General features: G+C 74.2%; 19 protein-coding genes, 1 tRNA gene and 4 pseudogenes. 18 read left to right on the top strand and 6 right to left on the bottom strand.

What is annotated here, in order from left to right; genetic code table 11:
* Positions 1–140: 140 nt before the first annotated feature.
* The 3 genes and pseudogenes from LUW75_RS06590 (at position 141) to nudC (ending at position 6,508) form a co-directional block, all read left to right on the top strand.
* A pseudogene (locus tag LUW75_RS06590) lies at positions 141–4,096 on the top strand (ATP-dependent helicase).
* 10 nt (positions 4,097–4,106) lie between these two features.
* Positions 4,107–5,513, top strand: a complete 1,407-nt coding sequence (locus LUW75_RS06585; protein ID WP_250334780.1) for a dipeptidase — start codon at positions 4,107–4,109, stop codon at positions 5,511–5,513.
* 47 nt (positions 5,514–5,560) lie between these two features.
* Positions 5,561–6,508: an NAD(+) diphosphatase gene (gene nudC, locus LUW75_RS06580; protein WP_250334779.1), complete on the top strand. Its 948-nt coding sequence runs from the start codon at positions 5,561–5,563 to the stop codon at positions 6,506–6,508.
* Between the two features lie 93 nt (positions 6,509–6,601).
* Here the strand turns inward: nudC and LUW75_RS06575 are convergent, their stop codons facing one another.
* Entirely contained in the window at positions 6,602–6,859 is a 258-nt protein-coding gene (locus LUW75_RS06575) for a mycoredoxin (protein ID WP_250334778.1), read from the bottom strand.
* 162 nt (positions 6,860–7,021) lie between these two features.
* On the opposite strand from LUW75_RS06575, the gene LUW75_RS06570 reads away from it, so the two are divergent.
* The 5 genes from LUW75_RS06570 to LUW75_RS06550 all read left to right on the top strand — a co-directional run bounded on the left by LUW75_RS06570 (position 7,022) and on the right by LUW75_RS06550 (position 10,881).
* Positions 7,022–9,202 carry an ATP-dependent DNA helicase UvrD2 gene (locus LUW75_RS06570; RefSeq protein ID WP_250334777.1) on the top strand — a complete coding sequence of 727 codons (2,181 nt, stop codon included), beginning with the start codon at positions 7,022–7,024 and terminating at the stop codon, positions 9,200–9,202.
* A gap of 169 nt (positions 9,203–9,371) precedes the next feature.
* Complete coding sequence (locus LUW75_RS06565; protein WP_250334776.1) at positions 9,372–9,710, top strand: hypothetical protein; 339 nt, start codon at positions 9,372–9,374, stop codon at positions 9,708–9,710.
* Positions 9,711–9,880: 170 nt separating this feature from the next.
* A complete protein-coding gene (locus tag LUW75_RS06560) occupies positions 9,881–10,249 on the top strand; it encodes a WhiB family transcriptional regulator (RefSeq protein WP_168439505.1) in 369 nt (122 codons plus the stop codon).
* Positions 10,246–10,572: a hypothetical protein gene (locus LUW75_RS06555; RefSeq protein ID WP_250334775.1), complete on the top strand. Its 327-nt coding sequence runs from the start codon at positions 10,246–10,248 to the stop codon at positions 10,570–10,572. The genes LUW75_RS06560 and LUW75_RS06555 overlap by 4 nt, the downstream gene beginning before the upstream one ends.
* Before the next feature lie 111 nt (positions 10,573–10,683).
* Positions 10,684–10,881 carry a hypothetical protein gene (locus LUW75_RS06550; protein WP_250334774.1) on the top strand — a complete coding sequence of 66 codons (198 nt, stop codon included), beginning with the start codon at positions 10,684–10,686 and terminating at the stop codon, positions 10,879–10,881.
* Between the two features lie 9 nt (positions 10,882–10,890).
* Here the strand turns inward: LUW75_RS06550 and LUW75_RS06545 are convergent.
* Both LUW75_RS06545 and LUW75_RS06540 read right to left on the bottom strand, forming a co-directional pair.
* A pseudogene (locus tag LUW75_RS06545) lies at positions 10,891–12,241 on the bottom strand (ABC1 kinase family protein).
* Positions 12,242–12,301: 60 nt separating this feature from the next.
* Positions 12,302–13,444, bottom strand: a complete 1,143-nt coding sequence (locus LUW75_RS06540) for a ThiF family adenylyltransferase (RefSeq protein ID WP_250334773.1) — start codon at positions 13,442–13,444, stop codon at positions 12,302–12,304.
* Positions 13,445–13,616: 172 nt separating this feature from the next.
* Here LUW75_RS06540 and LUW75_RS06535 point away from each other — a divergent pair, with 172 nt between their 5' ends.
* The 4 genes from LUW75_RS06535 to LUW75_RS06520 all read left to right on the top strand — a co-directional run bounded on the left by LUW75_RS06535 (position 13,617) and on the right by LUW75_RS06520 (position 17,424).
* Positions 13,617–14,192, top strand: coding sequence for a M48 metallopeptidase family protein (locus LUW75_RS06535; RefSeq protein ID WP_250334772.1), 576 nt, complete (start codon positions 13,617–13,619; stop codon positions 14,190–14,192).
* Positions 14,193–14,311: 119 nt separating this feature from the next.
* Positions 14,312–15,952, top strand: a complete 1,641-nt coding sequence (locus LUW75_RS06530; protein ID WP_250334771.1) for a TerD family protein — start codon at positions 14,312–14,314, stop codon at positions 15,950–15,952.
* A gap of 13 nt (positions 15,953–15,965) precedes the next feature.
* Positions 15,966–16,646, top strand: coding sequence for an AIM24 family protein (locus LUW75_RS06525; protein WP_250334770.1), 681 nt, complete (start codon positions 15,966–15,968; stop codon positions 16,644–16,646).
* Between the two features lie 22 nt (positions 16,647–16,668).
* Positions 16,669–17,424, top strand: a complete 756-nt coding sequence (locus tag LUW75_RS06520) for an AIM24 family protein (RefSeq protein ID WP_250334769.1) — start codon at positions 16,669–16,671, stop codon at positions 17,422–17,424.
* Positions 17,425–17,506: 82 nt separating this feature from the next.
* Here LUW75_RS06520 and LUW75_RS06515 read toward each other — a convergent pair whose 3' ends face one another.
* Positions 17,507–18,022, bottom strand: coding sequence for an NUDIX hydrolase (locus tag LUW75_RS06515; RefSeq protein WP_250334768.1), 516 nt, complete (start codon positions 18,020–18,022; stop codon positions 17,507–17,509).
* Positions 18,019–19,404 (bottom strand): zinc-dependent metalloprotease, encoded by a 1,386-nt coding sequence (locus LUW75_RS06510; protein WP_250334767.1) that lies wholly within the window; start codon positions 19,402–19,404, stop codon positions 18,019–18,021. The genes LUW75_RS06515 and LUW75_RS06510 overlap by 4 nt, the downstream gene beginning before the upstream one ends.
* Positions 19,405–19,595: 191 nt before the next feature.
* Between LUW75_RS06510 and LUW75_RS06505 the strand changes: the two are divergent.
* From LUW75_RS06505 to LUW75_RS06490, 4 genes and pseudogenes are all read left to right on the top strand, one after another.
* Positions 19,596–20,707 (top strand): annotated as a pseudogene (locus tag LUW75_RS06505) (SDR family oxidoreductase).
* A 97-nt stretch (positions 20,708–20,804) separates the two neighbouring features.
* A complete protein-coding gene (locus LUW75_RS06500) occupies positions 20,805–21,266 on the top strand; it encodes a molybdenum cofactor biosynthesis protein MoaE (protein WP_250334766.1) in 462 nt (153 codons plus the stop codon).
* A gap of 116 nt (positions 21,267–21,382) precedes the next feature.
* Positions 21,383–21,553 (top strand): hypothetical protein, encoded by a 171-nt coding sequence (locus LUW75_RS06495; RefSeq protein WP_250334765.1) that lies wholly within the window; start codon positions 21,383–21,385, stop codon positions 21,551–21,553.
* 61 nt (positions 21,554–21,614) lie between these two features.
* Positions 21,615–22,704, top strand: a pseudogene (locus LUW75_RS06490) (YlbL family protein).
* Between the two features lie 87 nt (positions 22,705–22,791).
* Here LUW75_RS06490 and LUW75_RS06485 read toward each other — a convergent pair.
* Complete coding sequence (locus LUW75_RS06485) at positions 22,792–23,349, bottom strand: PPA1309 family protein (protein WP_250334764.1); 558 nt, start codon at positions 23,347–23,349, stop codon at positions 22,792–22,794.
* Between the two features lie 152 nt (positions 23,350–23,501).
* Here LUW75_RS06485 and LUW75_RS06480 point away from each other — a divergent pair, with 152 nt between their 5' ends.
* Entirely contained in the window at positions 23,502–26,504 is a 3,003-nt protein-coding gene (locus LUW75_RS06480) for a UPF0182 family membrane protein (protein ID WP_250337572.1), read from the top strand.
* A 95-nt stretch (positions 26,505–26,599) separates the two neighbouring features.
* Positions 26,600–26,673, top strand: a tRNA-Met gene (locus tag LUW75_RS06475).
* Positions 26,674–26,888: the final 215 nt, after the last annotated feature.

Below are 26,888 nucleotides of genomic sequence, written 5' to 3'. Positions count from 1 at the left end.
GGAAGTGACGGGATGTGAGGGGAAGTGGGTGCTATGAGGTGTGTGGGGGAGGGTGATGCGGTGTAGGGGGATATGGGGTGAAGTGAAGAGGTGTCGACCGGCCGACCGGGCCGTCGGCGCCCCCGGTTAGCCTTCTCCGGGTGACCGCACGCATCACCGACCCCGAGCAGCTCAAGGAGCTGCTCGGCATCCCGTTCACCCCGGAGCAGACGGCCTGCATCACCGCGCCGCCCGCCCCGCAGGCCATCGTGGCCGGAGCCGGTTCCGGGAAGACGACGGTGATGGCCGCCCGCGTGGTGTGGCTGGTCGGCACGGGACAGGTCGCCCCCGAACAGGTCCTCGGCCTGACCTTCACCAACAAGGCCGCCGGCGAACTCGCCGAGCGGGTCCGCGCCGCCCTCGTCCGCGCCGGCGTCACCGACCCCGACCCCGCCGACCCCGACGACCCGCCGGGCGAGCCCCGCATCTCCACGTACCACGCCTTCGCCGGCCGGCTCCTCACCGACCACGGCCTGCGCATCGGCCTGGAACCCACGGCCCGCCTCCTCGCGGACGCCACGCGCCACCAGCTCGCCGCCCGCGTCCTGCGCGAGGCCCCCGGCCCGTACCCCGCGCTCACGCGGTCGTTCCCCACCCTCGTCGGCGACCTCCTCGCCCTCGACGCCGAGCTGTCCGAGCACCTCGTCCGGCCCGAGGACCTCCGCGCGCACGACTCCGAGCTGCTCGCCGCCCTCGCCGGGGTCCGCCTCGGCAACGCCGACCTCCGCAAGGTCCCCGACGCCGCGGCCGCCCGCCGCGAGCTGCTCGACCTGGTGGTCCGCTACCGGGCCGCCAAGCGCGAGCGGGACCTGCTCGACTTCGGCGACCAGATCGCCCTCTCCGCCGAGCTGGCCCTCACCCGCCCCGAGGTCGGCGCCCAGCTGCGCGACGAGTTCCGGGTCGTCCTCCTCGACGAGTACCAGGACACGTCCGTCGCGCAACGGCGGCTCCTGTCCGGCCTGTTCGGCGGAGGCACCGGTCATCCCGTCACCGCCGTGGGCGACCCCTGCCAGGCCATCTACGGCTGGCGCGGCGCGTCCGTCGCCAACCTCGACGACTTCCCCGAGCACTTCCCGTACGCGGACGGGCGCCCGGCCACCCGGTACGCGCTCAGCGAGAACCGCCGCAGCGGCGGCCGGCTCCTGCGGCTCGCCAACGGCCTCGCGGAGCCCCTGCGCGCCATGCACGCGGGCGTGGAGGCGCTGCGCCCCGCCCCGGGCGCCGAACGGGACGGCACCGTGCGGATCGCCCTGCTGCCGACGCAGGCCGAGGAGGTCGACTGGCTCGCGGACTCCATCGCCCACCTGGTCCGCACGGGCAGGGAGCCCGGCGAGATCGCCGTCCTGTGCCGCACGGCGGCCGACTTCCCCCAGATCCAGGCCGCCCTCGTCGCGCGCGACGTGCCGGTCGAGGTCGTCGGCCTGTCCGGGCTGCTGCACCTCCCCGAGGTCGCCGACCTGGTCGCCGTGTGCGAAGTCCTCCAGGACCCCGGCGCCAACGCGTCGCTGGTACGGCTCCTCACCGGGCCGCGCTGGCGGATCGGCGCCCGGGACCTCGCCCTGCTGGGCCGCCGCGCACGCCTGCTGGTCCACCGCGACGGCGACGGGGCCGCCGACGCGGACGAGCGCCTGGCGGCGGCGGTGGCGGGGGTGGATCCCGCCGAGGTGGTGTCCCTCGCGGACGCGCTGGACACGTTCCTGGAGCCGGGCGGGCACGACGACGGGTCGGCCTTCTCGGCGGAGGCCCGCGTCCGGTTCGCCCGCCTCGCCGCCGAACTGCGCGACCTGCGGCGCTCGTTGTCCGATCCGCTGATGGACGTCCTGCACCGGATCCTCGCCACCACCGGCCTGGAGGTCGAACTCTCCGCGTCCCCGCACGCCCTGGCCGCCCGCCGCCGCGAGACCCTGTCGAACTTCCTGGACGTCGCGGCCCGGTTCGCGTCCCTCGACGGGGAGGCGACGCTCCTGGCGTTCCTCGGGTTCCTGCGCACGGCCGCCCAGTACGAGAAGGGCCTCGACAACGCGCTCCCCGGCGGGGAGAACACCGTGAAGGTCCTCACGGCGCACAAGTCGAAGGGCCTGGAGTGGGACGTGGTCGCCGTCCCCGGCCTCGTGGCCGGCCAGTTCCCCAACGGCAGGGCGCGCGAGGCGTGGACGGCCCAGCCGCAGGTGCTGCCGCACGCCCTGCGCGGCGACGCCGGGACCCTGCCCGCGATCGACACGTGGGACGCGAAGTCGCTCAGGGCGTTCAAGGACGCCATGCGCGACCACCAGCACACCGAGGAACTGCGCCTGGGCTACGTGACGTTCACCCGCCCCCGCTCGATGCTGCTCGGCTCCGGCCACTGGTGGGGGCCCACCCAGAAGCGCCGTCGCGGCCCCTCCGCCTTCCTGCACGCCCTGTACGACCACTGCGCGGCCGGGTACGGGGAGGTCGAGGCGTGGGCGGAGGAGCCGGAGGAGGACGCCGAGAACCCGGCGCTCCGGACGGCCGGCGAGGGCCCGGCGTGGCCGCTGCCGCTGGACCCGGACTCCCTGGCCCGCCGCCGCGCCGCCGCCGACACGGTCCTGGCGTACCTGGAGAACCCCCCGCCGAGCCCGAGACCGCCCCGCAGGCCCCGGAGACCGCCGAAGCCCCGGGCGACCCCCTGTGGCCGGACGCCCCCGACGACCCCGACGCCTTCGACTCCCCGGGCGCCCCGGGCGACCCCCTGTGGCCGGACGCCCCCGACGCCCCCTGGCCGGACGAGGCCCCGCCCGAGGACGCCTTCGACGACCACGAAGCCCCCCCGTCCGACGGGACCCCCGGCCCCGTCCCGTGCGAGCCCCGCCGCCCCGCTCCCGGCGGTGTCCCCGCGCCCGGCACCGCGCCCGGCGCGCCCCCCGACGGCGGAGACGGCTCCGCCCCCGACGGCGCCCCTCCCACCGCGGCCCCCGCCGACGGCACGGACCCCGGCGGTGTCGCCCCCGCCCCGCGGGGCCGGACCGCCCCGCCCCCGCCCCCGCCCACCCTCCCCCACCAGCGCACCGCCGCCGACGGTACGAACAGGGCCGACGACACGCCCCGGACCACCGGTACGGACCGGACCACCGGTACCGACCGGGTCACCGGTACCGACCGGACCACCGGCGCGGACCGGACCACCGGTACGGACCGGACCACCGGTACCGACCGGATCACGGACACGCCCGGGACCGCCGGTACCGACCGGACCACCGACACGCCCCGGACCACCGGTACGGACCGGACCACCGGTACCGACCGGATCACGGACACGCCCGGGACCGCCGGTACCGACCGGACCACCGACACGCCCCGGGCCGCCGGCCCGCTCGCGCCCGAGGAGGCCCGGACCGTCGCCTCCTGGGACCGCGACCTCGACGCGCTCGCCGGTGAGCTGCTGCGCGCCCGCGCCACCACGCGCGAGGTGCCCCTGCCCGCCTCCCTCTCCGCGTCGCAGCTGCTGCGCCTCGCCGCCGACCCGGACGGCTTCGCGGCGGAGCTGGCCCGTCCCATGCCGCGCCCCCCGCAGCCCGCCGCCCGGCGCGGCACGCGGTTCCACGCCTGGGTGGAGTCCCGGTTCGAGGAGCTGCCGCTGCCCCTGCTCGGCCCCGACGAGCTGCCCGGCGGCGAGGTGTACGCCGACGAGCCGGAGATCGCCGACGAGCGGGACCTGGCCGTCCTGAAGGAGGCGTTCGAGAGGACCCCGTACGCCCGCCGCACCCCCCACCGCGTGGAGGCCCCGTTCCAGCTCGTACTCGCCGGCCGGGTCGTGCGCGGCCGGATCGACGCCGTCTACCACGACCCCGGTTCCGGCGCGTACGAGGTCGTCGACTGGAAGACCAGCCGCCACCGCACCGGCGACCCGCTCCAGCTCGCGGTCTACCGGCTCGCCTGGGCCGAGCTGCACGGCCTGCCCCTCGACGCGGTCACCGCCGCGTTCGTCTACGTGCGCACCGGCGAGGTCGTGCGCCCGGACGGGCTGCCCGGCCGCGCCGAACTGGAACGGGTGCTGCTGGGCGGGACGGCCGACGGGACGCCTCCGCGCGCCCGATAGGCTCGACGGTATGAGCGACACCCAGGACAGCGCCGTCCGGACCGTGCGGAAGTACATAGAGCGGCACCGCGCCGCCTTCCTCGACGACCTCGCCGAGTGGCTGCGCATCCCCTCGGTCTCGGCTCAGCCCGAGCACGCCCCGGACGTGCGGCGCAGCGCCGAGTGGCTCGCCGCGAAGCTCGCCGGGACCGGCTTCCCGATCGCGGAGGTCTGGGAGACGGACGGAGCCCCCGCCGTGTACGCGGAGTGGCCCTCCGCCGACCCCGGCGCCCCCACGGTCCTCGTCTACGGCCACCACGACGTGCAGCCCGCCGCCCGCGAGGACGGCTGGCACACCGAGCCGTTCGAGCCCGTCGTCCGCGACGGCCGGCTCTACGCGCGCGGCGCGGCCGACGACAAGGGCCAGGTCCTCTTCCACACCCTCGGCGTCCGCGCCCACCTGGACCTCACCGGCCGCACCACCCCGGCCGTCAACCTGAAACTGCTGGTGGAGGGCGAGGAGGAGTCCGGCTCCCCCCACTTCCGCGCCCTGGTCGAGGAGCGCCGCGACCGGCTCGCCGCCGACGCCGTGGTCGTCTCCGACACCGGCATGTGGTCCGAGACCACGCCCACCGTCTGCACCGGCATGCGCGGCCTCGCGGACTGCGAGATCGAGCTGTACGGCCCCGACCGGGACGTCCACTCCGGCTCCTTCGGCGGCGCCGTCCCCAACCCGGCCACGATCGCCGCCCGCCTGGTCGCCGCCCTCCACGACGAGGACGAGCGCGTCACCGTCCCCGGCTTCTACGACGGCGTCGCCGAGCTCACCGAGGAGGAGCGGGAGCTCATCGCGGAGCTGCCGTTCGACGAGGCCGCGTGGCTCGCCACGGCCCGCTCGCACGGCACCTTCGGCGAGGCCGGCCACTCCACCCTGGAGCGCGTCTGGGCCCGGCCCACCGCCGAGGTCAACGGCATCGGCGGCGGCTACCAGGGCCCCGGCGGCAAGACGATCATCCCGTCGTCCGCGCGGCTGAAGCTCTCCTTCCGGCTCGTCGCGGGCCAGGACCCGGACCGGATCGAGAAGTCCGTGCGCGAGTGGGTCGCCGCCCGCGTCCCCGACGGCATCCGCCACGAGATCGCCTTCGGGGCGGCCACCCGGCCCTGCCTGACGCCGCTCGGCCACCCGGCGCTGCAGGCCGTCACCCGCTCCATGAGCCTGGCCTTCGACGGCGCCAGGATCCGCTACACCCGGGAGGGCGGCTCGGGGCCCGCCGCCGACCTCCAGGACGTGCTGGCCGCCCCGGTGCTGTTCCTCGGGATCTCCGTGCCGTCCGACGGCTGGCACGCGCCGAACGAGAAGGTCGAGCTGGACCTGCTGCTGAAGGGCGTGGAGGCGACCGCCCACCTGTGGGGCGGGCTGGCCGCCGCGCTCCGCTGAACACGAGGCCGAACAGAGACCCAGAACCGGGGAAGTTGGTAGCACCAGTGAGCACCGTCAGCAACGAGGCCGTTCCCCGCCCGATCGGCTTCACCGCACCGGGCGGCATCGACCGCGCCGCCCACCACCGCCTCGACGAGGCGTGGCTCGCGGCGGCGTGGAGCCGCCCCACCACGCGCGTCTTCGCCGTCTCCGGCGGCCGGGTCCTGGTCGACGACACCCCGGACGGGCGCACCGAGCTGGTCATGACGCCCTCCTTCGAGGCGCCCGAGACCGACGCCCCCCGCTACTTCCTCGGCACGGACGAGGAGGGCGTCAGCTACTTCGCGCTCCAGGAGGACGCGCTGCCCGGCCGGATGGACCAGTCGGCGCGCCACGCCGGGCTGCGCGAGGCGGGCCTGCTGCTGGACGCCCGGGACGCGGCCCTGATGGTCCACGCGGTGGCCCTGGAGAACTGGCAGCGCCTCCACCCCTTCTGCGCCCGTTGCGGGGAGCGCACGGACATCGCGGCGGCGGGCCACGTCCGCCGTTGCCCGGCCTGCGGCGCGGAGCACTACCCGCGCACCGACCCGGCGGTGATCATGCTGGTCACCGACGAGCACGACCGGGCGCTGCTCGGCCGGCAGGTGCACTGGCCCAAGGGCCGCTTCTCGACCCTCGCCGGGTTCGTCGAGCCGGGCGAGGCCATCGAGCAGTCCGTGGCCCGGGAGGTGTACGAGGAGGTCGGCGTCACGATCGGCGAGGTGCGGTACGTCGCCAGCCAGCCGTGGCCGTTCCCCTCCAGCCTGATGCTGGGCTTCACGGCCCGCGCCACGTCGTCGGAGATCGAGGTCGACGGGGACGAGATCGAGGAGGCCCGCTGGTTCTCACGCGAGGACCTGGCGGGGGCCTTCGAGTCCGGCGAGGTGCTCCCGCCGTCCGGCGTCTCGATCGCGACGCACCTGATCGGGGCGTGGTACGGCAGGCCGCTGCCCGGACCCGGCGCCACCGGCTGACCCGCCCCGCGCCGCGCACGGCGCGCGGACGCCCCTGCCAGCGGGGGGCAGGGGCGTCTTCGCGCGGGGCCCCGGGGCCCCGGTCCGGCCGGCTCAGCCGGCGAGGGCCTGCTGGACCTGCATCAGGCTCGGGTTGGTCATCACGACGTCCTCGCCCCCGCCGTTCGGCGTGACGAGCACGGTCGGAACGGTCTGGTTGCCGTTGTTGGCCTTCTCCACGAAAGCGGCGGACTCCGGGTCCTGCTCGATGTTGATCTCGGTGTACGCGATGCCTTCGCGGTCCAGCTGGCTCTTGAGCCGCCGGCAGTACCCGCACCAGGTCGTGCTGTACATCGTCACAGTTCCCTGCATCGTCTCGTCCGCTCCTCGGATGATCCGGAATATGGCCTGAAGTGCCTGATGGCACCGGGGGAACGTCCGCGCGGCGCCCCGCATTCCCGTCGGGGCACGACCGGTGCCCGCCCCTGTGGACGGCCGGCGCGGCCCGCCGCGGGGACCTGGCAGCATGGCGGGGTGACACCAGCGACGCACTCCACCCTCTTCCCGCAGGTCCCCGAGTCGGCGGACGCGGTGCTCGACGGCCTCGACCCCGAGCAGCGCGAGGTGGCGACGGCCCTCCGCGGCCCGGTGTGCGTCCTGGCGGGCGCGGGCACGGGCAAGACCCGGGCGATCACCCACCGCATCGCTTACGGGGTGCGCGCCGGCATCCTCCAGCCCGCGAGCGTGCTGGCCGTCACGTTCACCAACCGCGCCGCCGGCGAGATGCGCGGCCGGCTGCGGCAGCTCGGCGCGGGCGGCGTCCAGGCCCGCACGTTCCACTCCGCGGCGCTCCGGCAGCTCCAGTACTTCTGGCCGAAAGCCGTCGGCGGCGCCCTGCCCCGGCTCATCGACCGCAAGGCCCCGCTCGTCGCCGACGCCGCCGCCCGCTGCCGGATCCGCCTCGACCGCACCGAGCTGCGGGACGTCACCTCCGAGATCGAGTGGGCGAAGGTCACGCAGACCGTTCCCGCCGACTACCCGGCCGCCGTCGCCAAGGCCCGGCGCGAGGCCCCCCGCGACCCGGCGGAGACCAGCCAGGTCTACGCGATGTACGAGCAGCTGAAGCGGGAGCGCGACGTCCTCGACTTCGAGGACGTCCTGCTGCTCACGGTCGGCATCCTCCAGGACCGGCACGACATCGCGGAGCAGGTCCGCCGCCAGTACCAGCACTTCGTGGTGGACGAGTACCAGGACGTGTCCCCGCTCCAGCAGCGCCTCCTCGACCTGTGGCTGGGCGACCGCGACAGCCTGTGCGTCGTCGGCGACGCCGGCCAGACGATCTACTCCTTCACCGGCGCCACCCCCGACTACCTGCTGGACTTCCGCACCCGCCACCCGCACGCGACCGTCGTCAGACTGGTCCGCGACTACCGCTCCACCCCGCAGATCGTCCACCTGGCCAACGGCCTGCTCGCCCGGGCGAGCGGCCGCGCCGCCGACCACCGGCTGGAGCTGGTCTCCCAGCGCGACCCCGGACCCGAGCCCGTCCACACCGAGTACGGCGACGAGCCGACCGAGGCCGAGGGCACGGCCCGCCGCATCCGCGACCTGATCGCCTCCGGCGTCCCCGCGGGCGAGATCGCCGTGCTGTACCGCGTCAACGCCCAGTCCGAGATCCACGAGCAGGCCCTCGCGGACGCCGGCGTCCCGTACCAGCTGCGCGGCGCCGAGCGGTTCTTCGAGCGCCGGGAGGTGCGGGAGGCGGGTGCCGCCCTGCGCGGCGCCGCCCGCTTCGGCGCGAACGACCCGCTACTCGACGACGTCGTCGACCTGCCGTCGCAGGTCCGCGCCGTACTGTCCACCAAGGGCTGGACGACCGAGCCCCCCGCCGGCTCCGGCGCCGTACGGGACCGCTGGGAGTCCCTGGCGGCGCTGGTCCGCCTCGCGGAGGACCTCGCCCGCGCCCGCCCGGGGGCCGTCCTCGCCGACCTGGTCGCGGAGCTGGACGAGCGGGCCGCCGCCCAGCACGCCCCCGCGGTCCAGGGCGTGACGCTGGCCTCCCTCCACGCGGCGAAGGGGCTCGAGTGGGACGCCGTGTTCCTCGTCGGCCTCACCGAGGGCATGCTGCCCATCGCGTACGCCAGGACCGACGAGCAGGTCGAGGAGGAACGGCGGCTGCTCTACGTCGGCGTCACCCGCGCCCGCCGGTACCTGAGCCTGTCGTGGGCGCTGTCCCGCTCGCCCGGCGGCCGCCCCCACCGCGAACCGTCCCGCTTCCTACAGGACCTGCGCCTCGGCGGCGGGAGCCCCGCCGCCCGCACCGTCCGCGCGGCCGACGGCGCCGAGCGCGGCGCGGGGCCCGCCCGTCCCCGGCGCGCCCGGGGCCCGGTCCGCTGCCGGGTCTGCGGCACCACGCTCACGGCCGCCGGCGAGATGAAGCTGATGCGCTGCGAGGAGTGCCCCTCGGAGATGGACGAGGGCCTGTACGAGCGGCTCCTGCAGTGGCGTGCCGGCCAGGCCCGCCGGCTGGGGCAGCCCGACTACTGCGTCTTCACCGAGAAGACCCTGATCGCCATCGCGGAGACCGCCCCGTCGACCGACGCCGAACTGGCCGTCATCCCCGGCGTCGGCATTCGCAAGCTCAACCGCTTCGGGACCGATGTCCTCGCCATCTGCGCAGGTGGGGAAGGATCGGACGGGGACGGCGCGGACTGACCCCAACTCGTCGGAAAAATAGTTTGCGCCCGCCCCACGAAGCCCCATAGGTTCTTAACCACGCGAACAGCGGCTTCCGTGAAGCGCTGTCGTCGTGCTGCACTTCATCCGAACACCGCGGGTCCGGCTCCGTCCGGTCCCCTTGAGACGCCGAGAGGAGGCGATTCCAGTGATCAGCATCAACACCAGCTTCGTCAGCACCGTCGAGATGACCGATCGCCCGTTCGCCTCCGCCTGTGCGCTCGGCCTCTCCGGCTCGGCGTTCCCCGGCAGCGGTCTGTCCGGTCTGCGGGCCGTCCGTCCGTCGTTCCCCGTGCCGGCCTTCCCCGTCGTCGAGGGCTTCGAGGCCGACGAACGACCGACCGAGGCACCGGAAGCAGGAGTAGCGGCGGCGCAGGCCCCGGCCTATGCCCTCGCGGCGACCGGTGTCGACGAAACGAAGCAGACGAAGCAGCACCACACGATGTGGGCCTTCCGCGGGCTCGAACCCTGGAGTGATCCAGCCTGATCCAGCATCAGGCCGGCGCCTTCAGGGCCGCGGAACCCCACCCGGGATCCGCGGCCCTTCTGTTTTGCCCCGAACGGGCGCAGCAGAGCGAAGGGGCCCCGGGACCAGCAGAACCCGGTACCAGCCCACCGGCCGACCGGCCGGACCGACCAGACGAGGAACACACCACCGTGCATCTCGAAGCGCACGCCCCGTCCGTACCGCCTTCCCAGACGCTCCCCCCGCCCGGCCTCACGGAGGACCACGACGTGACCGCCCTCACCGCGCTCACCGCGCTGGACGACGCCATCGAGAACCTCGGCGTGCCCGTCCCGTGCCGCTCCTACGACCCGGAGGTCTTCTTCGCCGAGTCACCGGCCGACGTCGAGTACGCCAAGTCCCTCTGCCGCACCTGCCCCCTCATGGCGGCCTGCCTCGCGGGCGCCAAGGAACGGCGTGAGCCGTGGGGCGTCTGGGGCGGCGAACTCTTCGTCCAGGGGGTGGTGGTCGCCCGCAAGCGGCCGCGCGGCCGCCCGCGCAAGAACCCGGTCACGGCATGAGCACCGTCGCCGGCACCATCGACCGCCCCCTCACGCACGACCCCCAGAAGCAGGCTCCGATGACCTCTTCCGCGAACGAGCCCATGGGCTCGGCCACCCCTGACGTCACCACCCTCGGCGCGCACGCCTCGCGCCAGAACAGGAACCGAGAAATGCAACTCATCCCAGAAGCCCTGGCCCGTGCCCATATGCGCGAGCGCCTCAGGGAGGCCGAGGAGCAGCGCACGGGCATGCGCCTGATCGCCGCGCGGCGGATGCAGCGCCGTGCGGAACGCGCCTCGCTCCGCGCCCGCCGCGCGCTCGCCATGGCGGTCATGCAGTAACCGGCCGCGGCGCCCGCCGACCGCCGTCCTCCCCGCGGGGGCCGGTCCACCCGGACCGGTCCCCGCGGTGCGTTGCCCGCCATCCGCGCGCGGCGGGGTTATCGTCTCGTGGTGGACGAGCGGACTTCCGAACCGGCGGAGTCGCGCGCGCGGAGCGTGGTGTGCTCACGCTGCGGCGCGACCGCCGACGACCTGCCCCTGGCCTGGACCTGCTCCGTCGAGAACGGCACCAGGCTCTACTTCTGCGGGACCTGCGCCCGCGACCACATCCGGTCCATCGAGAGCAGGCTCGACTCGACCTGGTGGTGAGGCGTCCCGTCAGGCCGGCTCCTCCAGCGGCTCTTCCGGCAGGAACCCCGGCAGCCACTCCTCCAGTTCGTCCCGCAGCCGCACCGACGCGTTCAGCTGGCACAGCACCCCGATCGTGCTCAGCGTCACGCGGTGGATCAGCAGGTACGCGGGCGGGAGGTTCAGCTGCCTCCCCAACTGGTGTGCCGGGGAACGGGGATCGGCGATCCTCGCCGCCTGCGTACGGATCCACTCCCGCGTGAAGAGGAACTCGTCGGCGCCGGCCGGCTCGATGATCGGCAGCAGGTACTCCAGCACCGCTTCCGGGTCGAGTTCGATCGACTCCTTCACGAACCCCTCGTCGCACAGGAGTTCGTAGACCGTCTCCGCCTCGCCCTCCAGGGCCATCCGCAGACAGAGGCCGATGGTCTCCGGCAGCCCGCCGGGCAGCCGGTCCACCGTGCCGAAGTCCAGCACGCCGAGCCGCGACCCGCCACCGTCCTCACCCGGCAGCAGACGGAAGTTCCCCGGGTGGGGGTCGGCGTGCAGCAGCCCCGTCCGCGCCGGTCCCGAGAACAGGAACCGCGCCAGCAGCTGGCCCGCCCGGTCCCGCTCCTCCGGCGTGCCGTCCGCTATGACCTTCGACAGCGGTATCCCGTCGATCCACTCCGTCACCAGCACCCGGTCCGACCGGTGCACCACGCCGGGGACCACCACGTCGGGATCGTCGGCGAACTCGACGGCGTGCTCCTGCTGCGCCCGCGCCTCCAGCCCGTAGTCCAGCTCCTCCGACACCCGGTCGCGCATCTCGGAGATCAGCGGTTTGACGTCCATCCCCGGCATCAGCGGCCCCAGCAGCAGGGCGAACCGGCTCAGCTGCGTCAGGTCCGACAGCAGTGCCTCGCCCGCCCCCGGGTACTGCACCTTCACCGCGACCGGACGCCCGTCGTGCCACACCGCCCGGTGCACCTGCCCGATCGACGCCGCCGCGGCCGGCTTGTCGTCGAACTCCAGGAACAGGTCCCGCCACCCGGCGCCCAGGTGCTCGACGAGCACCCCGTGCACCGTGCGCGCCGGCATCGGCGGCGCCGCCTCCTGAAGCTTCGTCAGCGCCGCCCGGTACGGCCCGGCGACCTCCTCCGGCAGGGCCGACTCGAAGACCGACAGCGCCTGGCCGAGCTTCATCGCCCCTCCCTTCAGCTCACCCAGCACCTTGAACAGCTGGTCCGCCGTGCGCTGCTGCAGCTCACGCGCCACGATCTCGGCGGACTTCCCCCCGATCCGCTTGCCGAGCCCCCCACGTGGCCCGCCCCGCGAAGCCCAGTGGCAGCGCGGCCAGCTTGGCGGTACGGGTGATCGCCTTCCGGGGAAGATCAGACATGCGCCCCTCCAAAACCCAGACCGTCGTGCCGCATCGCCTGACACGCGCCGCCGACGGCGGCTATCCCGCCATTGTGTCCTGCCCGTCCAGAGCCGCCGAGGCCCGCTCCCGTCCCACCCGGTCCTCCTCCCCCTCCGCCGCCCCGCACGGGCACCCCCCGTGCGGCCGCACGACCGACGCCCGCCACCGCAGCAGCGGCGACGACACCTCCCACCGGGCGCCCGCGCTCGCCGGCACGTCCCCGTCGAGGAAGGCCAGCGCGTGCGCGGCGGCCAGCCCGGCCACCGACGCCGCCAGCCCCGCGTCACAGGCCGGAGCGGCACCGCTCCGGCGGCCCGACCTCCACTGCGCCATCAGCCGGGGCCAGGCGGGATCGGCGTCCACCCGGCCCAGCTCCAGGCACCGCGCGCACGCCGAGCCCCCGGGCAGCACCAGCGGCCCCACCACCCCCGTCGCCTCCAGCACCCCCGCGAACAGGTGCGGGATCCCCGTGCCCACCCACGCGCCGGCCGCCACCGGATCCGGGGCGTAGGCCGCGAGACCGTCCCGCGGCGCGACGACCACCAGCGACAGCCCCGGCTCCGGCCCGCCCGCCCGGGCCGCGCGGCCGCCCGGCGCCGACCGCGCCACCAGCCGGCGGGCCGCCGCGTCCCGCCGCTCCCCGACCGACTCGGGCGGCAGCCCGCCCGGCGCCACGTCCCACGGCTGCACCCGCCCGCCGTCCAGCACGTCCACGCGGCCCACGCCCGCCGCCGACAGGAGCGCCGCGACCGCCGCCCCCACCCGGCCCGCGCCCCGGACCTGCACCCGCACACCGCTGCGCGCCGCCAGCCGCCGCAGGGGCTCACCCGGCCCCCGGTGCACCACCGACAGCGATCCGAGGTCGGCGCGCAACCGGTCGAGCGCCCCCGCCCCCCACCGCAGCGCGTCGGCTCCCCGGCCGTCCGCCGCCGTGTCCTCCAGCAGCCCGGCCCGCGCCAGCCGGTTCAGCAGTGCGTCCAGCCAGGCGTCCGGTACCCCGAGGCCGCGTGCCTCCTTCCGCAGCAGCGGCAGACCGCGCGTCCCGTCCAGCAGCTCCAGCACGCTCCCGGTCGTCGTGTCCACCGGTCCCACCACGACCGCGTGCGCGGACGCCACGCCGAACTGCACGTACCGAAGGTCACGCCAGGCACGGCGCAGTGCCGGTCTCACCATCGGACGCATCTCCGCCCCCCTCGTCGACCACGCCGACAGCATCCCCCGGTGCCGCCACCCCCGCGGAGCGCCGTCCACAACGCCGGGCGTTTCGTCATACGAATGGTCCGACCTGTGGACGGACGGTGTGCGAACCGCCCCGCCGGAGGATTCCTCCGGGGCGGGCGGGTACGGTCGGGACGTGCCCGCCGACCCCCAGTACAGCCCGGCCTGCGACCCGGCCCGAGCCGGACGGACGTCCGCCGTCGAGGTGCGCAGGAGCTCCCGGCGCCGCCGGACCGTCTCCGCCTACCGGGAGGGCGACCGGGTCGTCGTCCTCATCCCCGCCCGGATGCCCGAGACGGAGGAGCGGCGCTGGGTCGACGTCATGCTCGACAAGCTCGCCGCCCAGGAGAGCAGACGCCGTCCCGGCGACTCCGAACTGGCCGCGCGCGCCGAGCGGCTGTCCGCCCAGTACCTCGGCGGCCGGGCGCGGCCGGCGTCCGTGCGCTGGGTCACCAACCAGAACACCCGCTGGGGCTCCTGCACCCCCGCCGAGGGCAGCATCCGCCTGTCGCACCGGCTCCAGGGCATGCCCGAGTACGTCGTCGACTACGTCCTCCTGCACGAGCTGGCGCACCTGCTCGTCCCCGGGCACGGCCCCCGCTTCTGGCGGCTCCTGGAGCCGTACCCCCGGACGGAGCGCGCGCGGGGCTACCTGGAGGGCGCCGCCGCCGTCGACCGTCCGCCCCGCCCTCCGCGAGAGCCCGGCACCTGACGGCCACCGGCCGTGTACCGAGTCCGTACCGAGCCGGCCGCCGACGTGGTCCCCCGTCGTACCCAGCCGTTAGCCTGGCGCGACGCACACCAATCCGGGATGGGGGACGGTCGTAACGCATGGCCAGGGAATTCCAACGGGGCCACAAGGCCCGGATCAGTGATCTGACGGCCGGGACCGATCTGTACGTCGGCGTGCAGATCACGGGTCCCGGGCTGACCTTCGACATCAGCTGCTTCGGCCTCGACGCCGACGAGCGGCTCTCCGACGACCGGTACTTCGTCTTCTTCAACCAGCCGAAGACCCCCGAGGGATCCGTCCAGCTGCTCGGCGCGCAGGCCGGCGACACCGAGTCGTTCCGCGTCACGCTCGACCGCGTCCCCGAGGCGATCCACAAGCTGTCCTTCACGGCGACGATCGACGGCGCGGGGCAGATGTCGCAGGTCGCACCGGGGTACATCCGGATCGTCGCGGGCGGTGAGGAGGTCGCGCGCTACGCCTTCGGCGGCGCCGAGTTCAGCACCGAGCGCGCGGTCATGCTGGGCGACTTCTACCGCAAGGACGGCTGGCGCTTCGCCGCGGTCGGCCAGGGCTTCGACGGCGGGCTGGAGGCGCTGCTGAAGAACTTCGGCGGTGAGGTCCTGGAGGAGGAGCAGCCCCACCAGGCGCCCGGGTCCCAGGCGCAGCCGCAGGCGGCCCCCGGCTTCGCGCCCCCGCCCGGCGGCCCCGCCCCGGCCCGGCCCGCACCCGCGTTCGCGGCTCCGGCCCCGCCGCAGGCCCCGGCCCCCGCGCAGCCGCAGCAGCCGCTGTACGCCCAGCCCACCATGGCGGGCCCCCTGGTCCCGCAGGCCCCGGCCGCGGCGCACGCCCCGGCCCCGCAGGCGCCCACGCCGCCCCCGGCCCCGCACCCCCGGCAAACCCACGCCCCCGTACCCGGCCAGACGCCGCCGTACGGCGCCCCCGCCCCGTACGGCCAGCAGCCGCCCGCGGGCATGCCGCCCGGCGCACCCGCCCCCGCCCCGTACGGCGCACCCGCCCCGTACGGCCAGCAGCCGCCCGCGGGCATGCCGACCGGCGCACCGCACGCGGCGCCGCGGGGCGCGGGGCTCGCGGCGGCGATCCGGAAGTACCGGGAGACGCCCACGGGGCAGCGATGGACGCCGCAGAACGCCCAGCTCATGCGGGTCGACCTGGCCATGGGGCAGACCCCGGTGCTCGCCCGCCAGGGCAGCATGGTCATGTACCAGGGCAAGGTCGACTTCGGCTACAAGGGCGCCGGGTTCACCGGCCGCGTCGTCGGCAACGCCACCGGCCAGGAGATGCAGCTGATGCGCTGCACCGGCCGCGGCCAGGTGTTCCTCGCCGAGAACAGCGCCCACCTGCACCCCGTCGAGCTCCAGGGCGACGGGATCTGCGTCTCCGCCGAGAACGTCCTCGCGTTCGACGAGTCGCTGCACCACGAGGTCCGCCGCATCGAGGGCCACGGCATCCCCGGCGGCGCGCTGTTCACGATGCTGTTCCAGGGCACCGGCACGGTCGTCGTGAAGACGCAGGGCATCCCGGTCGTCCTGCCGGTCACGCCGACCACCTTCGCCGACTGCAACGCCGTCGTGGCCTGGTCGGCCGCCTCCCAGGTGGTCCTCTCCAGCCAGGTCAGGCTGCGCCGCAACGCCTACCCGGGCCACAGCGGAGAGACCGTGAACCTCCAGTTCCGGGGCGCCCCCGGCAACTTCATCGTCGTCCAGCCGTACGAGGTCTGAGGGAGCCCGAAGAATGAACCAGCAGCTCGCGGGCTACGCCCCGACCCCGGCCGCGGTACGCATGGAGAACCACGGCAACGCCATGCTGAAGGTCGCCATGGCCACCGGCCAGGACCTGTTCGCCCGCACCGGGTCGGTCGTCGCGTACGAGGGCTTCGTCCAGTACGAGCCGAACCCGCCCGCCGTGCGGCAGATCGCCTCCTCGTGGGTCACCGGCGAGGGCGCGCCCCTGATGAAGTGCTCCGGCGACGGCCTGCTCTACCTGGCCGACTACGGCGCCGACGTGGTCGTCGTCCACCTCGACAACGACGCCCTGTCCGTCAACGGCACCAACGTCCTCGCCTTCGACGCCCACCTCCAGTGGGGCGTCGAACGGGTCAAGGGGATGGCGAAGTTCGCCGGCCAGGGCCTGTGGAACGTGCGGATCGCCGGCACCGGCTGGGTCGCGCTCACCTCGCGCGGCACGCCGGTCGTCGTCGACTGCGGACGCGGCGACGACGAGACGTACGTCGACCCGGACGCGCTCGTCGCCTGGTCGCCGGCGCTGAAGGTGAAGGGCAAGCGCAGCTTCAAGGCGTCCTCCCTGATCGGGCGGGGCAGCGGCGAGGCGTACCAGATGGCCTTCTCGGGCCAGGGCGTCGTCGTCGTGCAGCCGAGCGAGGACAGCACCGACCGCCTGCGGATCCGGCACTGAGCCGGGGGGAGCGAAACAGATCATGCAGAGCCCGCTTTTCAGCCACACGGAACAGCAGAGCCAGGAGCGGTACACCGTGCAGAACCCGCAGCTGCTGCGGGTCGCCCTCACCGGGCACGACGACGTCCTCGCCCGCAAGGGCGCCATGGTGGCGTACCAGGGGCTGATGGACTTCGACGGCGAGTACCAGAACCAGGCCCAGCGCACGGCCCGCGCCCGCACCGGCGAGGGGCTCGACCTGATGCGCTGCTCCGGGCAGGGCACCGTCTACCTCGCCAACCTGGCGCAGCACATCCACGTCGTGGACGTCGACCAGGAGGGGTTGACCGTGGACAGCGCCTACGTGCTGGCGCTCGACTCGGCGCTGCACACCGAGGTCATCGCCGTGGACAGCCAGTACGGCATCTCCGGCTCCGGCAAGTACCAGCTGAACATCTCCGGCCGCGGCCGGGTCGCCCTCATGACGTCCGGTCAGCCGCTGATGCTCCAGGTCACCCCGGACAAGTACGTCAACGTCGACGCGGACGCGATCGTCGCCTGGTCGTCGTCGCTGCGCGTGCAGATGCAGGCGCAGACCCACTCGTCGAACGTCCGCCGGCGCCGCGGCAACACCGGTGAGGGCTGGGAGCTGAACTTCCTGGGCCAGGGCTTCGCCCTCGTCCAGCCCAGCGAGGTGATGCCCCCGCAGAACGCGCAGATCGGGCAGGGCGTCGCCGCCCAGTTCGGCGTGGGCCAGCAGGGCGCACACGGCCGGAACCAGGACAACGCCTGGAACTGACCGGCGCCCGGGGGCGCGGCGGAACCGCCGCGACCGGGACGGGGGCGGCCGCACGCGCGGCCGCCGCCCGCCCCGCCCGGGACTACAGGCGGGCCAGGGTCCGCTCCAGCAGCCGGACCACCGACCCGTCGGCCACCCGGGACACGTCGTCGTACGGGAACCAGCGCAGGTCCAGGGACTCGTCGCTGATCGCCTCCACCGCGTCCGGCGGCGCCACCGCCGCGTACTGCACGTCCAGGTGCCAGGCGCAGGGCGTCGGGTGCCGGTCCAGCCGCACCGGGCCGCCCGGCAGCAGCGCCAGGCCCGGGACCCCGGACTCCTCGGCCGCCTCGCGCAGGGCCGCGGCCGCCATCGTGCGGTCACCCGGCTCGCAGTGACCGCCCATCTGGAGCCACATGCGCAGCTTCCGGTGCAGGGTCAGCAGCACCCGGCCGCGCTTCGGGTCCACCACCAGCGCGCTGGCCGTGAGGTGCCCGGCCGCGCAGGACCTCCACACGGCGTCCCCGTGCGCCGCGAGGTGGTCCAGGTACGCGCGTCGCAGCTCCTCCTGCTCCCCGTACCCCTCCAGTACGAGGACCGCGTCGTCGTGCAGGCTCACTTGTCGGCGTCGTCCCCGTCGCTCTCGCCGGGCCGGTCGGCGGCCTCGCCGAGCATCCTGTCCAGCTCGGAGAAGTCCATCTGCTCCCGGTGGACGAAGCCGTCGGGATCGTCCAGGTCCGCGGCCGTCGGCAGCATGTCGGGGTGCGCCCACAGGGCGTCCCGGCCGTCGACGCCGCGCGCGTCGGTGAGCGACGCCCACAGCCGCGAGGCGTCCCGCAGCCGGCGCGGCCGCAGCTGCAGGCCGATCAGCGTCGCGAAGGTCTGCTCCGCGGGACCGCCCGAGGCGCGGCGCCGGCGCAGCGTCTCGCGCAGCGCGTCCGCCGAGGTCAGCCGGGAACCGGCCGCCGCGTGCACCACCGCGTCCACCCAGCCCTCGACCAGCGCGAGCGCCGTCTCCAGCCGGGCCAGGGCCGCCTTCTGCTCGGCCGTGTCCTCCGGCTGGAACATGCCCTGCTGCAGGGCCTCCTGGAGCTGCTCGGGATTGGACGGGTCGAGCTGCGCGACCGCGTCCTCCAGCTTGGACGTGTCGACCTTGATCCCGCGCGCGTAGCCGTCGACCGCGCCGAACAGGTGCGAGCGCAGCCACGGTACGTGGGCGAAGAGGCGCTGGTGGGCCGCCTCGCGCAGCGCCAGGTACAGCCGCACCTCGTCCGGCGGGACGCTCAGGTCGCGGCCGAGCGCCGTGACGTTCAGCGGCAGCAGCGCGGCCTGCCCGGACGGGCCGAGGGGCAGGCCGATGTCGGTGGACCCGACCACCTCGCCGGCGAGGACGCCCACGGCCCGGCCGATCTGCTGGCCGAACATGGCGCCGCCCATGGAGCGCATCATGCCGATCAGCGGCCCCGCCATCGCCTGCATCTCCTGCGGCAGCACGTCGCCCATGGCCGTGCCGACGCGCTCCGCGACCGGGTCGACGAGCTGCCGCCAGGCGGGCAGCGTCGCCTCGACCCACTCCGCGCGCGACCAGGCGACCGCGGTGGCCGACCCGGAGGGCAGGGACGTCGCGCCGTCCAGCCACAGGTCGGCCAGGCGCACGGCCTCCTCGACGGCCTTCCGCTCGGCGGGGCCCACGCTGGCGTCCTTCGTGCCGTCCGGGGTGCCCTGGGAGACCGCCTGGCGGGCGATCTGCTTGGCCATGTCCCAGTTCACGGGACCGCCCTCGTAGCTCAGCATCCGGCCCAGCTGCTGGAAGGCCGCACCCAGGTCGGCCGGATCGAACGACCCGAACATCGCGGCGAGCGGGTTGTCCGCGCCGCCCTGGCCGCCGGGCGGACCGCCGAACCCGAAGGGGCCGGCGCCACCCTCGGGCTTCTTCCTGCCCTGGTCGCCGTCGTCCGGCTCCTCCGGCGGAAGACCGAATCCGAATGGGGTGTCGCTCACGGGTTTCCTCGGCTCGTTGGGCCGCCGGCCTCGTGCCGGCGGCGGTTGCCCGACATCACACCCAGCGTAGACATCCCGGCCGGGTCCGGGGCTCGGTGCTCTGTTCGGGCGCCGGCTGCGGCAGGATGGACGTCACCTGGTACGTACGCGTCGTCCGCGTACGTACTGAAGACAACCGCTGGAGACGCCTGGTGAGTTCCCCAGATCCGCGGGTTCGCGCAGCGCGAAACCGCTCAATCCCGCCGGCCGCCCGGGGCCCCGTCGTCGCGGTCACGGGCGCCGCGTCCGGCGTCGGCGACCTGCTGACCCGGAGCCTCGCCGCGTCCGGGGAGGTCAGGCAGGTCGTCGCGATCGACGAGCGCCGCGGCGAGGTCCCCGAGGCGCTGTGGCACACGCTGGACGTACGGGACCCGGCCATCGCCGAGAAGCTGCGCGGCGCGGACGTCGTGGTGCACCTGGCACTCGACCTCGACCTGGAGACCGACCCCGCCGCCCGCAGCGCGTACAACGTGCGCGGCACCCAGACGGTGCTCACGGCCGCCGCGGCGGCAGGGGTCCGCCGCGTCGTCCTGTGCACCTCCGCCATGGTGTACGGCGCCCTCCCCCGACAACGACATCCCCCTCTCCGAGGACGCCGAGCTGCGGGCCACCGCCGAGGCGACCGGGGTGGGCGACCTGCTGGAGATCGAGCGCCTGGCGCGCCGGGCACCCCGCGCGCATCCGGGGCTCAACGTCACCGTCGTGCGCCCCGCCGTCCTCGTCGGCGGCACCGACACCGCCCTGACCCGCTACTTCGAGTCGCCCCGGCTGCTGGTCGTGGCCGGGTCCCGGCCTGCCTGGCAGTTCTGCCACGTCGAGGACCTGGTGAGCGCCCTCGAGTACGCGGCGCTGGAGAAGGTCGACGGGGGAGTTCGCCGTCGGCTGCGACGGGTGGCTGGAGCAGGAGGAGGTCGAGGCGCTCAGCGGCATCCGGCGGATGGAGCTGCCGTCCGCCGTCGCCCTGGGAGCGGCGACCCGGCTGCACCGCATCGGCCTCACCCCGTCGCCGGCCGGCGACCTCACGTACACGATGCACCCGTGGGTGGTGAGCGTCGGCCGGCTCCACGACGCCGGCTGGCGGCCGGCCTGGACCAACGAGGAGGTGCTGGCCGCCCTCCTGGAGGAGGTCGCCGGCCGCCACACCGTCGCCGGCCGCCGCCTCGGCCGCAAGGACGCCACGGCCGCGGGCGCGGCGGGCGCCACGGTGGCCCTCCTCGGCACGGCCGCCCTCGTCCGCCGGGCGCGCCGCCGCCGGGGCCTGTGACACGGGGCGCGAACCCCGCGGGGCGCCTCCGGCCGCGGTGTGCCCGCCGGGCCGAGGGGGCGGTTTCCCGGGGCGGGGCGTACGGCACGATGGAGGCATGGCCCTCCGCTCCGACCACCCCGGCGAGCGCGCCGCCGACCAGCCGATCCGGCTCCTGGCGATCCGCGACACGCCGCTCTCCCTCGACGAGGTGTTCCGGGCCGTCGGCGACGCCGGCGCCGGCGGCACCGCCCTCTTCGTCGGGACCGTGCGCGACCACGACGGCGGCGCCGCCGTGGACGCCCTCGGCTACTCCGGCCACCCCACCGCCGAGGCCGAGCTTCGGCGGGTGGCGGAGAAGGTGGCCGCGGACTTCCCCGTACGCGCCCTCGCCGCCGTCCACCGCGTCGGCGACCTGGCGGTCGGCGACCTCGCGGTGGTCGTCGCCGTGTCGTGCCCGCACCGCGCGGAGGCGTTCGCGGCGTGCCGGAGGCTGATCGACGATCTCAAGCACGAGGTCCCGATCTGGAAGCACCAGCGCTTCTCCGACGGCACCGAGGAGTGGGTCGGCTCCTGCTGACCCGCCGGGGCGCCGCCCTTAGCCCGATTTGCGCAACGCCCTCCCCGGCAGCAGCGTGGAGGGGAGAGCCGGTCGATCCCCTGATCGGCCGGCCGCTTTCACCTGGGGAGGTTGTGATGGCAGCACTCGCCTGGTTGTTGATACCGCTCTCGGCCACCGTCGGCGCCACGATATGGGGCGGCTGGGCGGCACGGAGCCGCAGCACCGAGGACACGGCCGGGCTGGACGGCTACGCGCGCTTCCGCGACGCGATGGAGAAGCCCCTCCCACGCGACGGATCCATCTGACGATCACCCCGGACGGCGGCCCCGGGAGTGCACGGGCGAACCGGTCCCGTACTGTCGTTCCATGCCACGCCGCACCGTGACGATGCTCGCCGCCGCCCTCGCCCTGATCGCGCTGCTCTGTGCGGGAGTGCTCATCCCGGTGCCCTACTCCGAGATGAGCCCCGGTCCCACGGTCAACACGCTGGGCGACTCCGGCGGCGAGCCGGTGCTGCGGATCTCCGGCCACGAGACGTACCCCACATCCGGCCATCTGAACATGACCACCGTCAGGGTCACCGGTGCGGAGTACCGGATGAACCTGGCCGAGGCCGTCGCCGGCTGGCTCGCCCACGACAGCGTCGTCGTCCCGCACGACACCCTCTACCCGGACGGCAAGACGGAGGAGCAGGCCACCCAGGAGAACGCCGAGGAGTTCAGCCAGTCCCAGGAGAGCGCCCGCGTCGCCGCGCTCCGGCAGCTCGGGCTCCCCGTGGCCTCCCGCGTGGTCGTCTCGTCCGTCCAGAAGGGCAGCCCCGCCGAGGGGAGGCTGCACGCCGGCGACGTCATCAGGGAGGTCGACGGCAAGCCCGTGCGGGAACCGGGGGACGTGGCGGAGATCGTCACCGAGCGGCGGCCGGGGAAGCCGGTCGGCTTCACCGTCGTCCCGGCCGCGGACGCCGCCGCGGCGGAGAAGGCCGGCCGCGAGCCGGCCACCACCGAGGAGGTCACCGTCACGACCAGGCGGGCGGAGGACGCCGACCGGGCCGTCGTCGGCATCCGGGCCGGCACGGACCACACCTTCCCCTTCCGGATCGACATCAGGCTCGACGACGTGGGCGGGCCGAGCGCCGGCCTGATGTTCGCCCTCGGCATCGTCGACAAGCTGACCCCCGGCGCCCTGACGGGCGGCCGCTTCGTCGCCGGCACGGGCACCATCGACGAGACCGGCGAGGTGGGCCCGATCGGCGGCATCGAGATGAAGCTGGTGGGCGCGCGCGACGCCGGGGCGACGTACTTCCTCACCCCCCGCCGCCAACTGCCCGGCCGCCGCGGCGGACACCCCGGACGGGCTGAGGCTGATCAGGGTGGACACGATCGCGGACGCGGTGGAGTCGCTGGAGAAGGTGCGCGAGGGCGACACCGCGGCCCTCCCCACCTGCTCGCGGAGCTGAGGCCGGAGCCGGGGACGCAGCCGGGGCGGGGTCCCCGCCGCCCCCGCTCCGCACCCCCGGCACCAGGCCGGAGCCGACGGCCCGGGATCAGCCCTCGAACGTGGCGGCCAGCGCCTCCGCCAGCCCCGGCACCAGGTCGGATCCGGTCAGCACCTCCGTGGGGGAGTCCTTCTCGCGGAGCCGGATCGCCGACTCGCGCGCCCCGCCGCGCAGGACGGCCACGGTCATCCGCACCTCCTGCCGGTCCGGGTGGGCCGCGACCCACTTCGCGAGCCCCGCTTCGTCGAGGCCGTCGGGCACGGACCCCTCGGCGGACGGCGGGAGCATCAGCCGTTCCACGGTCAGGGCGCAGCCGGTGACCGCGTCGGGCCAGGCGACCGTCGCGAGGAACTCGTCCAGCGGGGCCCCGGCCGGCAGCTCGTCCTGCACGATCGGGGTGAGCGGTGCGGCGGCCCCGCCGGGGTCGAGCCCGAGCCGGGCGGCCAGTTCCGGCTCGTCGGCGCGCAGCCGCGCCGTGTCGACCAGGGCGAACAGGCGGGCCGGCTGGTCCCAGCCGAGCCCCGAGGCGTACTCGTCGATCTCGAGGACCGCGCGTGTGAGCGGGCCGGCGGCCATCGGAGGGCCGGAGGGGGAAACGTTGGACATGGTCAATATCCTGCCTCTTCCCGACCCGGAGACGGGAACCAGGTAAAGCTTCAGTAAGTTGCATCAGTGGGGCCCGGGGAGAACCGGGGCCACGGAACCACGCAGGCGACACACAGGACCGCGAACTCGAGGGGCGCACGTTGGCTTTCCAGATGCCGGACCGAGGCGGAGGCCCGACCGGGCCACGGATCAGAGTCGGCAGGCCCTCCCGGCGGGCCCGCACCCTGCTCATGACACTGGGGGTGCTGGCCGTCCTGGCCATGCTCTTCGTCATGTTCGCCGGGTTCTGGACGGACTGGCTCTGGTACCGCTCCGTCGATTACTCGTCCGTCTTCACCACCACGCTGTGGACCAAGGTCGGCATGTTCGCCGTCTTCGGCCTGCTGATGGCCCTGGCCGTCGGGCTGAACATCTGGCTCGCGCACCGGCTGCGGCCGCCGCTGAGCGCGATGTCGCTGGAGCAGCAGAGCCTCGACCGGTACCGCATGGGCGTCGCCCCGTACAAGAAGTGGGTGCTCCTCGCGGTCGCGGCGCTCGTCGGCCTGATCGCCGGCGCGTCCGCCTCCGGCCAGTGGCGCACCTGGCTCATGTGGGTGAACGGCGTGCCCTTCGGCGTGAAGGACCCGCAGTTCCGGATGGACGTCGCGTTCTACGCGTTCGACCTGCCCTGGTACCGCTTCCTGCTCGGCTTCGGCTTCGCGGCCACGGTGCTGTCGCTGATCGCCGCGACCCTCACCCACTACCTGTACGGCGGGCTGCGCGTCACCAGCCCCGGCGCGCGCGCCACGGCCGCGGCCACGGGGCACCTGTCGGTGCTGCTCGGCGTCTTCGTGTCGCTGAAGGCCGGCGCGTACTGGCTCGACCGCTACGGCCTGGCGGTGAAGTCCAGCGACTTCAAGGCCGCGGGCAACTGGACGGGCCTGCGGTACGTCGACGCCAACGCCTACCTCCCGGCGAAGACGATCCTCTTCTGCATCGCGGTCATCTGCGCCCTGCTGTTCTTCGCGACGCTGTGGCGCCGCACCTGGCAGCTGCCGGTCATCGGCTTCGGCCTGATGGTGCTGTCGGCGATCCTGATCGGCGGCCTGTACCCGGCGATCGTGCAGAAGTTCCAGGTCCAGCCGAACGAGCAGGCCAAGGAAGCGCCGTACATCAAGAAGAACATCGAGGCGACGCGCAAGGCGTACGCGATCGACACGACGGTCCCGGAGAACTACTCGGGCAAGGCGACGGTCAAGTCGAAGGAGCAGCTGCGCCGGGACTCGGACGCCGCGGCCAGCTACCGGCTCGTCGACCCCGACATCGTCTCGCCGACGTTCCAGCAGCTGGAGCAGAAGCGGAAGTACTACCAGTTCCCCGTCACGCTCGACGTCGACCGCTACCGGGGCCAGGACACCGTCGTCGGCCTGCGCGAGCTGAACATCAAGGGCATCCCGAAGCAGAACTGGATCAACGACCACTTCACCTACACCCACGGCTACGGCGCGATCATGGCCACGGGCACGTCGGTGGACGCCACGGGCTCCCCGGTCTTCACCGAGAGCGGCCTGCCGACCTCCGGCCGGATGCCCACGTACGAGCAGCGGATCTACTACGGCGAGAAGACCGAGCAGTACTCGATCGTCGGCGGCCCGCAGAAGGAGCTCGACTACGAGGCGAACGGCGAGCGGACCACCAGCTACCGCGGCGACAGCGGCGTCAGCCTGTCCGGCGCGTTCAACCGCGCCGCGTACGCGGTGGCCTTCAGCGAGCCGCAGATCCTGTATTCGGGAGCCATCGGCGAGGGCTCGCGCATCCTGTACAACCGCACGCCCAAGGAGCGCGTCGAGGCGGTCGCCCCCTGGCTGACCATCGACGGCGACGCGTACCCGGCGGTGGTCGGCGGCCGCATCCAGTGGATCGTCGACGCCTACACGACGACGAACGGCTACCCCTACGCCTCCCGCACGACCCTCGGCGACAGCACCGCCGACTCGCTGACCGCCGGCAACCAGAACCGCACGGTCGTGGCCCAGCAGAACCAGGTCAACTACATCCGCAACTCGGTGAAGGCCACCGTGGACGCGTACGACGGCACGGTGAAGCTGTACCAGTGGGACACGAAGGACCCAGTCCTCAAGACCTGGATGAAGGCGTTCCCCGGCACGGTGCAGCCGAAGAGCGCCATCAGCGACGACCTGAAGTCCCACCTGCGGTACCCGCAGGACATGTTCAAGGTCCAGCGCGAGCTGCTGACCCGGTACCACGTGCGCGACGCCGCCCAGTTCTACAGCGGCTCCGACGCGTGGCAGGTGCCGGCGGACCCGACGAAGAAGGACGGCAACGCGGTCCCGCCGTACTACCTCAGCCTGAAGATGCCGGGGGACGAGCGGCAGCGGTTCTCGCTGACGACGACGTTCACGCCGAACGGACGGCCCAACCTGGGCGCGTTCATGGCCGTCGACGCCGACGCCGGCAGCAAGGACTACGGCCGGATAAGGCTGCTGAGGGTCACGTCCGAGGTGCCCGGCCCCGCCCAGGTGCAGAGCAAGCTCAACAGCCTGCCCGACGTGGCGACGTTCGTCCGGGACATGAAGGGCGCCGACTCGGAGATCGAGTACGGCAACCTGCTCACCGTTCCGCTGGACGGCGGGTTCCTGTACGTCGAGCCGGTCTACGCCCAGGGCCGCAGCGCGCTCTACCCGCTGCTGAAGAAGGTGGCCGTGTCGTACATCGACGCGAGCAAGCCGGAGGGCGACGCCACGAAGGACATCACGAGGTTCGAGGACAGCCTCGGGGCCGCGCTCAACGAGGTGTTCGGCGTGGAGGGCGGGACGCCCACGACGCCGCCGTCGGACACCCCGCAGCAGCCGAGGCCGCCGGTCACCGGCGAGGCCGCGCTCAAGCAGGCCATCGCGGACGCCCAGAAGGCGTTCACGGACGGCGAGACGGCGCTCAGGAAGGGCGACTGGGAGGCGTACGGCAAGGCGCAGCAGGCGCTCGCGGAGGCGCTCCGGCGCGCCGCCGACGCGGACGCCCGGCGCAAGGGCGCCGCCGACCCGCAGCCCTCGCCGGCTCCGTCCGCCACCGCCCCGTCCACCACCGCCCCGTCCGCTCCCGCCCCGTCCGCTCCCGCCCGGGATACGGGCCGGGGGGCGCAGGGCGGCACCGGCTGACCGGCCGCGGCCCCGCCGCCGGCGCCTCCGCGGGCGCCGGCGGCGGGGCCGCGAACCGCCCCTCCCGCACCGTGGTACGGTGGATCACACAACGGCGCGGGGTGGAGCAGCTCGGTAGCTCGCTGGGCTCATAACCCAGAGGTCGCAGGTTCAAATCCTGTCCCCGCTACTGAAAGCCAAGGCCCGGATCCTCGAAGGATCCGGGCCTTGGTCGTGTGCCGGTCCGAAAGCCGTCTCTCCGGGGGGAGTTCGGGCGCGACGGGTTTGACTTGTCTCTCTGTGGGCATGTCGACAAAACGCTGAAGTGACCCCACTGGGTGCGATATACCAGGTGTGGGCGGGTTGCGGGTGGTGCCACGATGGAACGCATGGGGGACAGGGCGG

The sequence above is a fragment of the Streptomyces sp. MRC013 genome (assembly GCF_023614235.1).
Lineage (GTDB): Bacteria > Actinomycetota > Actinomycetes > Streptomycetales > Streptomycetaceae > Streptomyces.
This window is presented reverse-complemented; position numbering and strand designations above follow the sequence as displayed.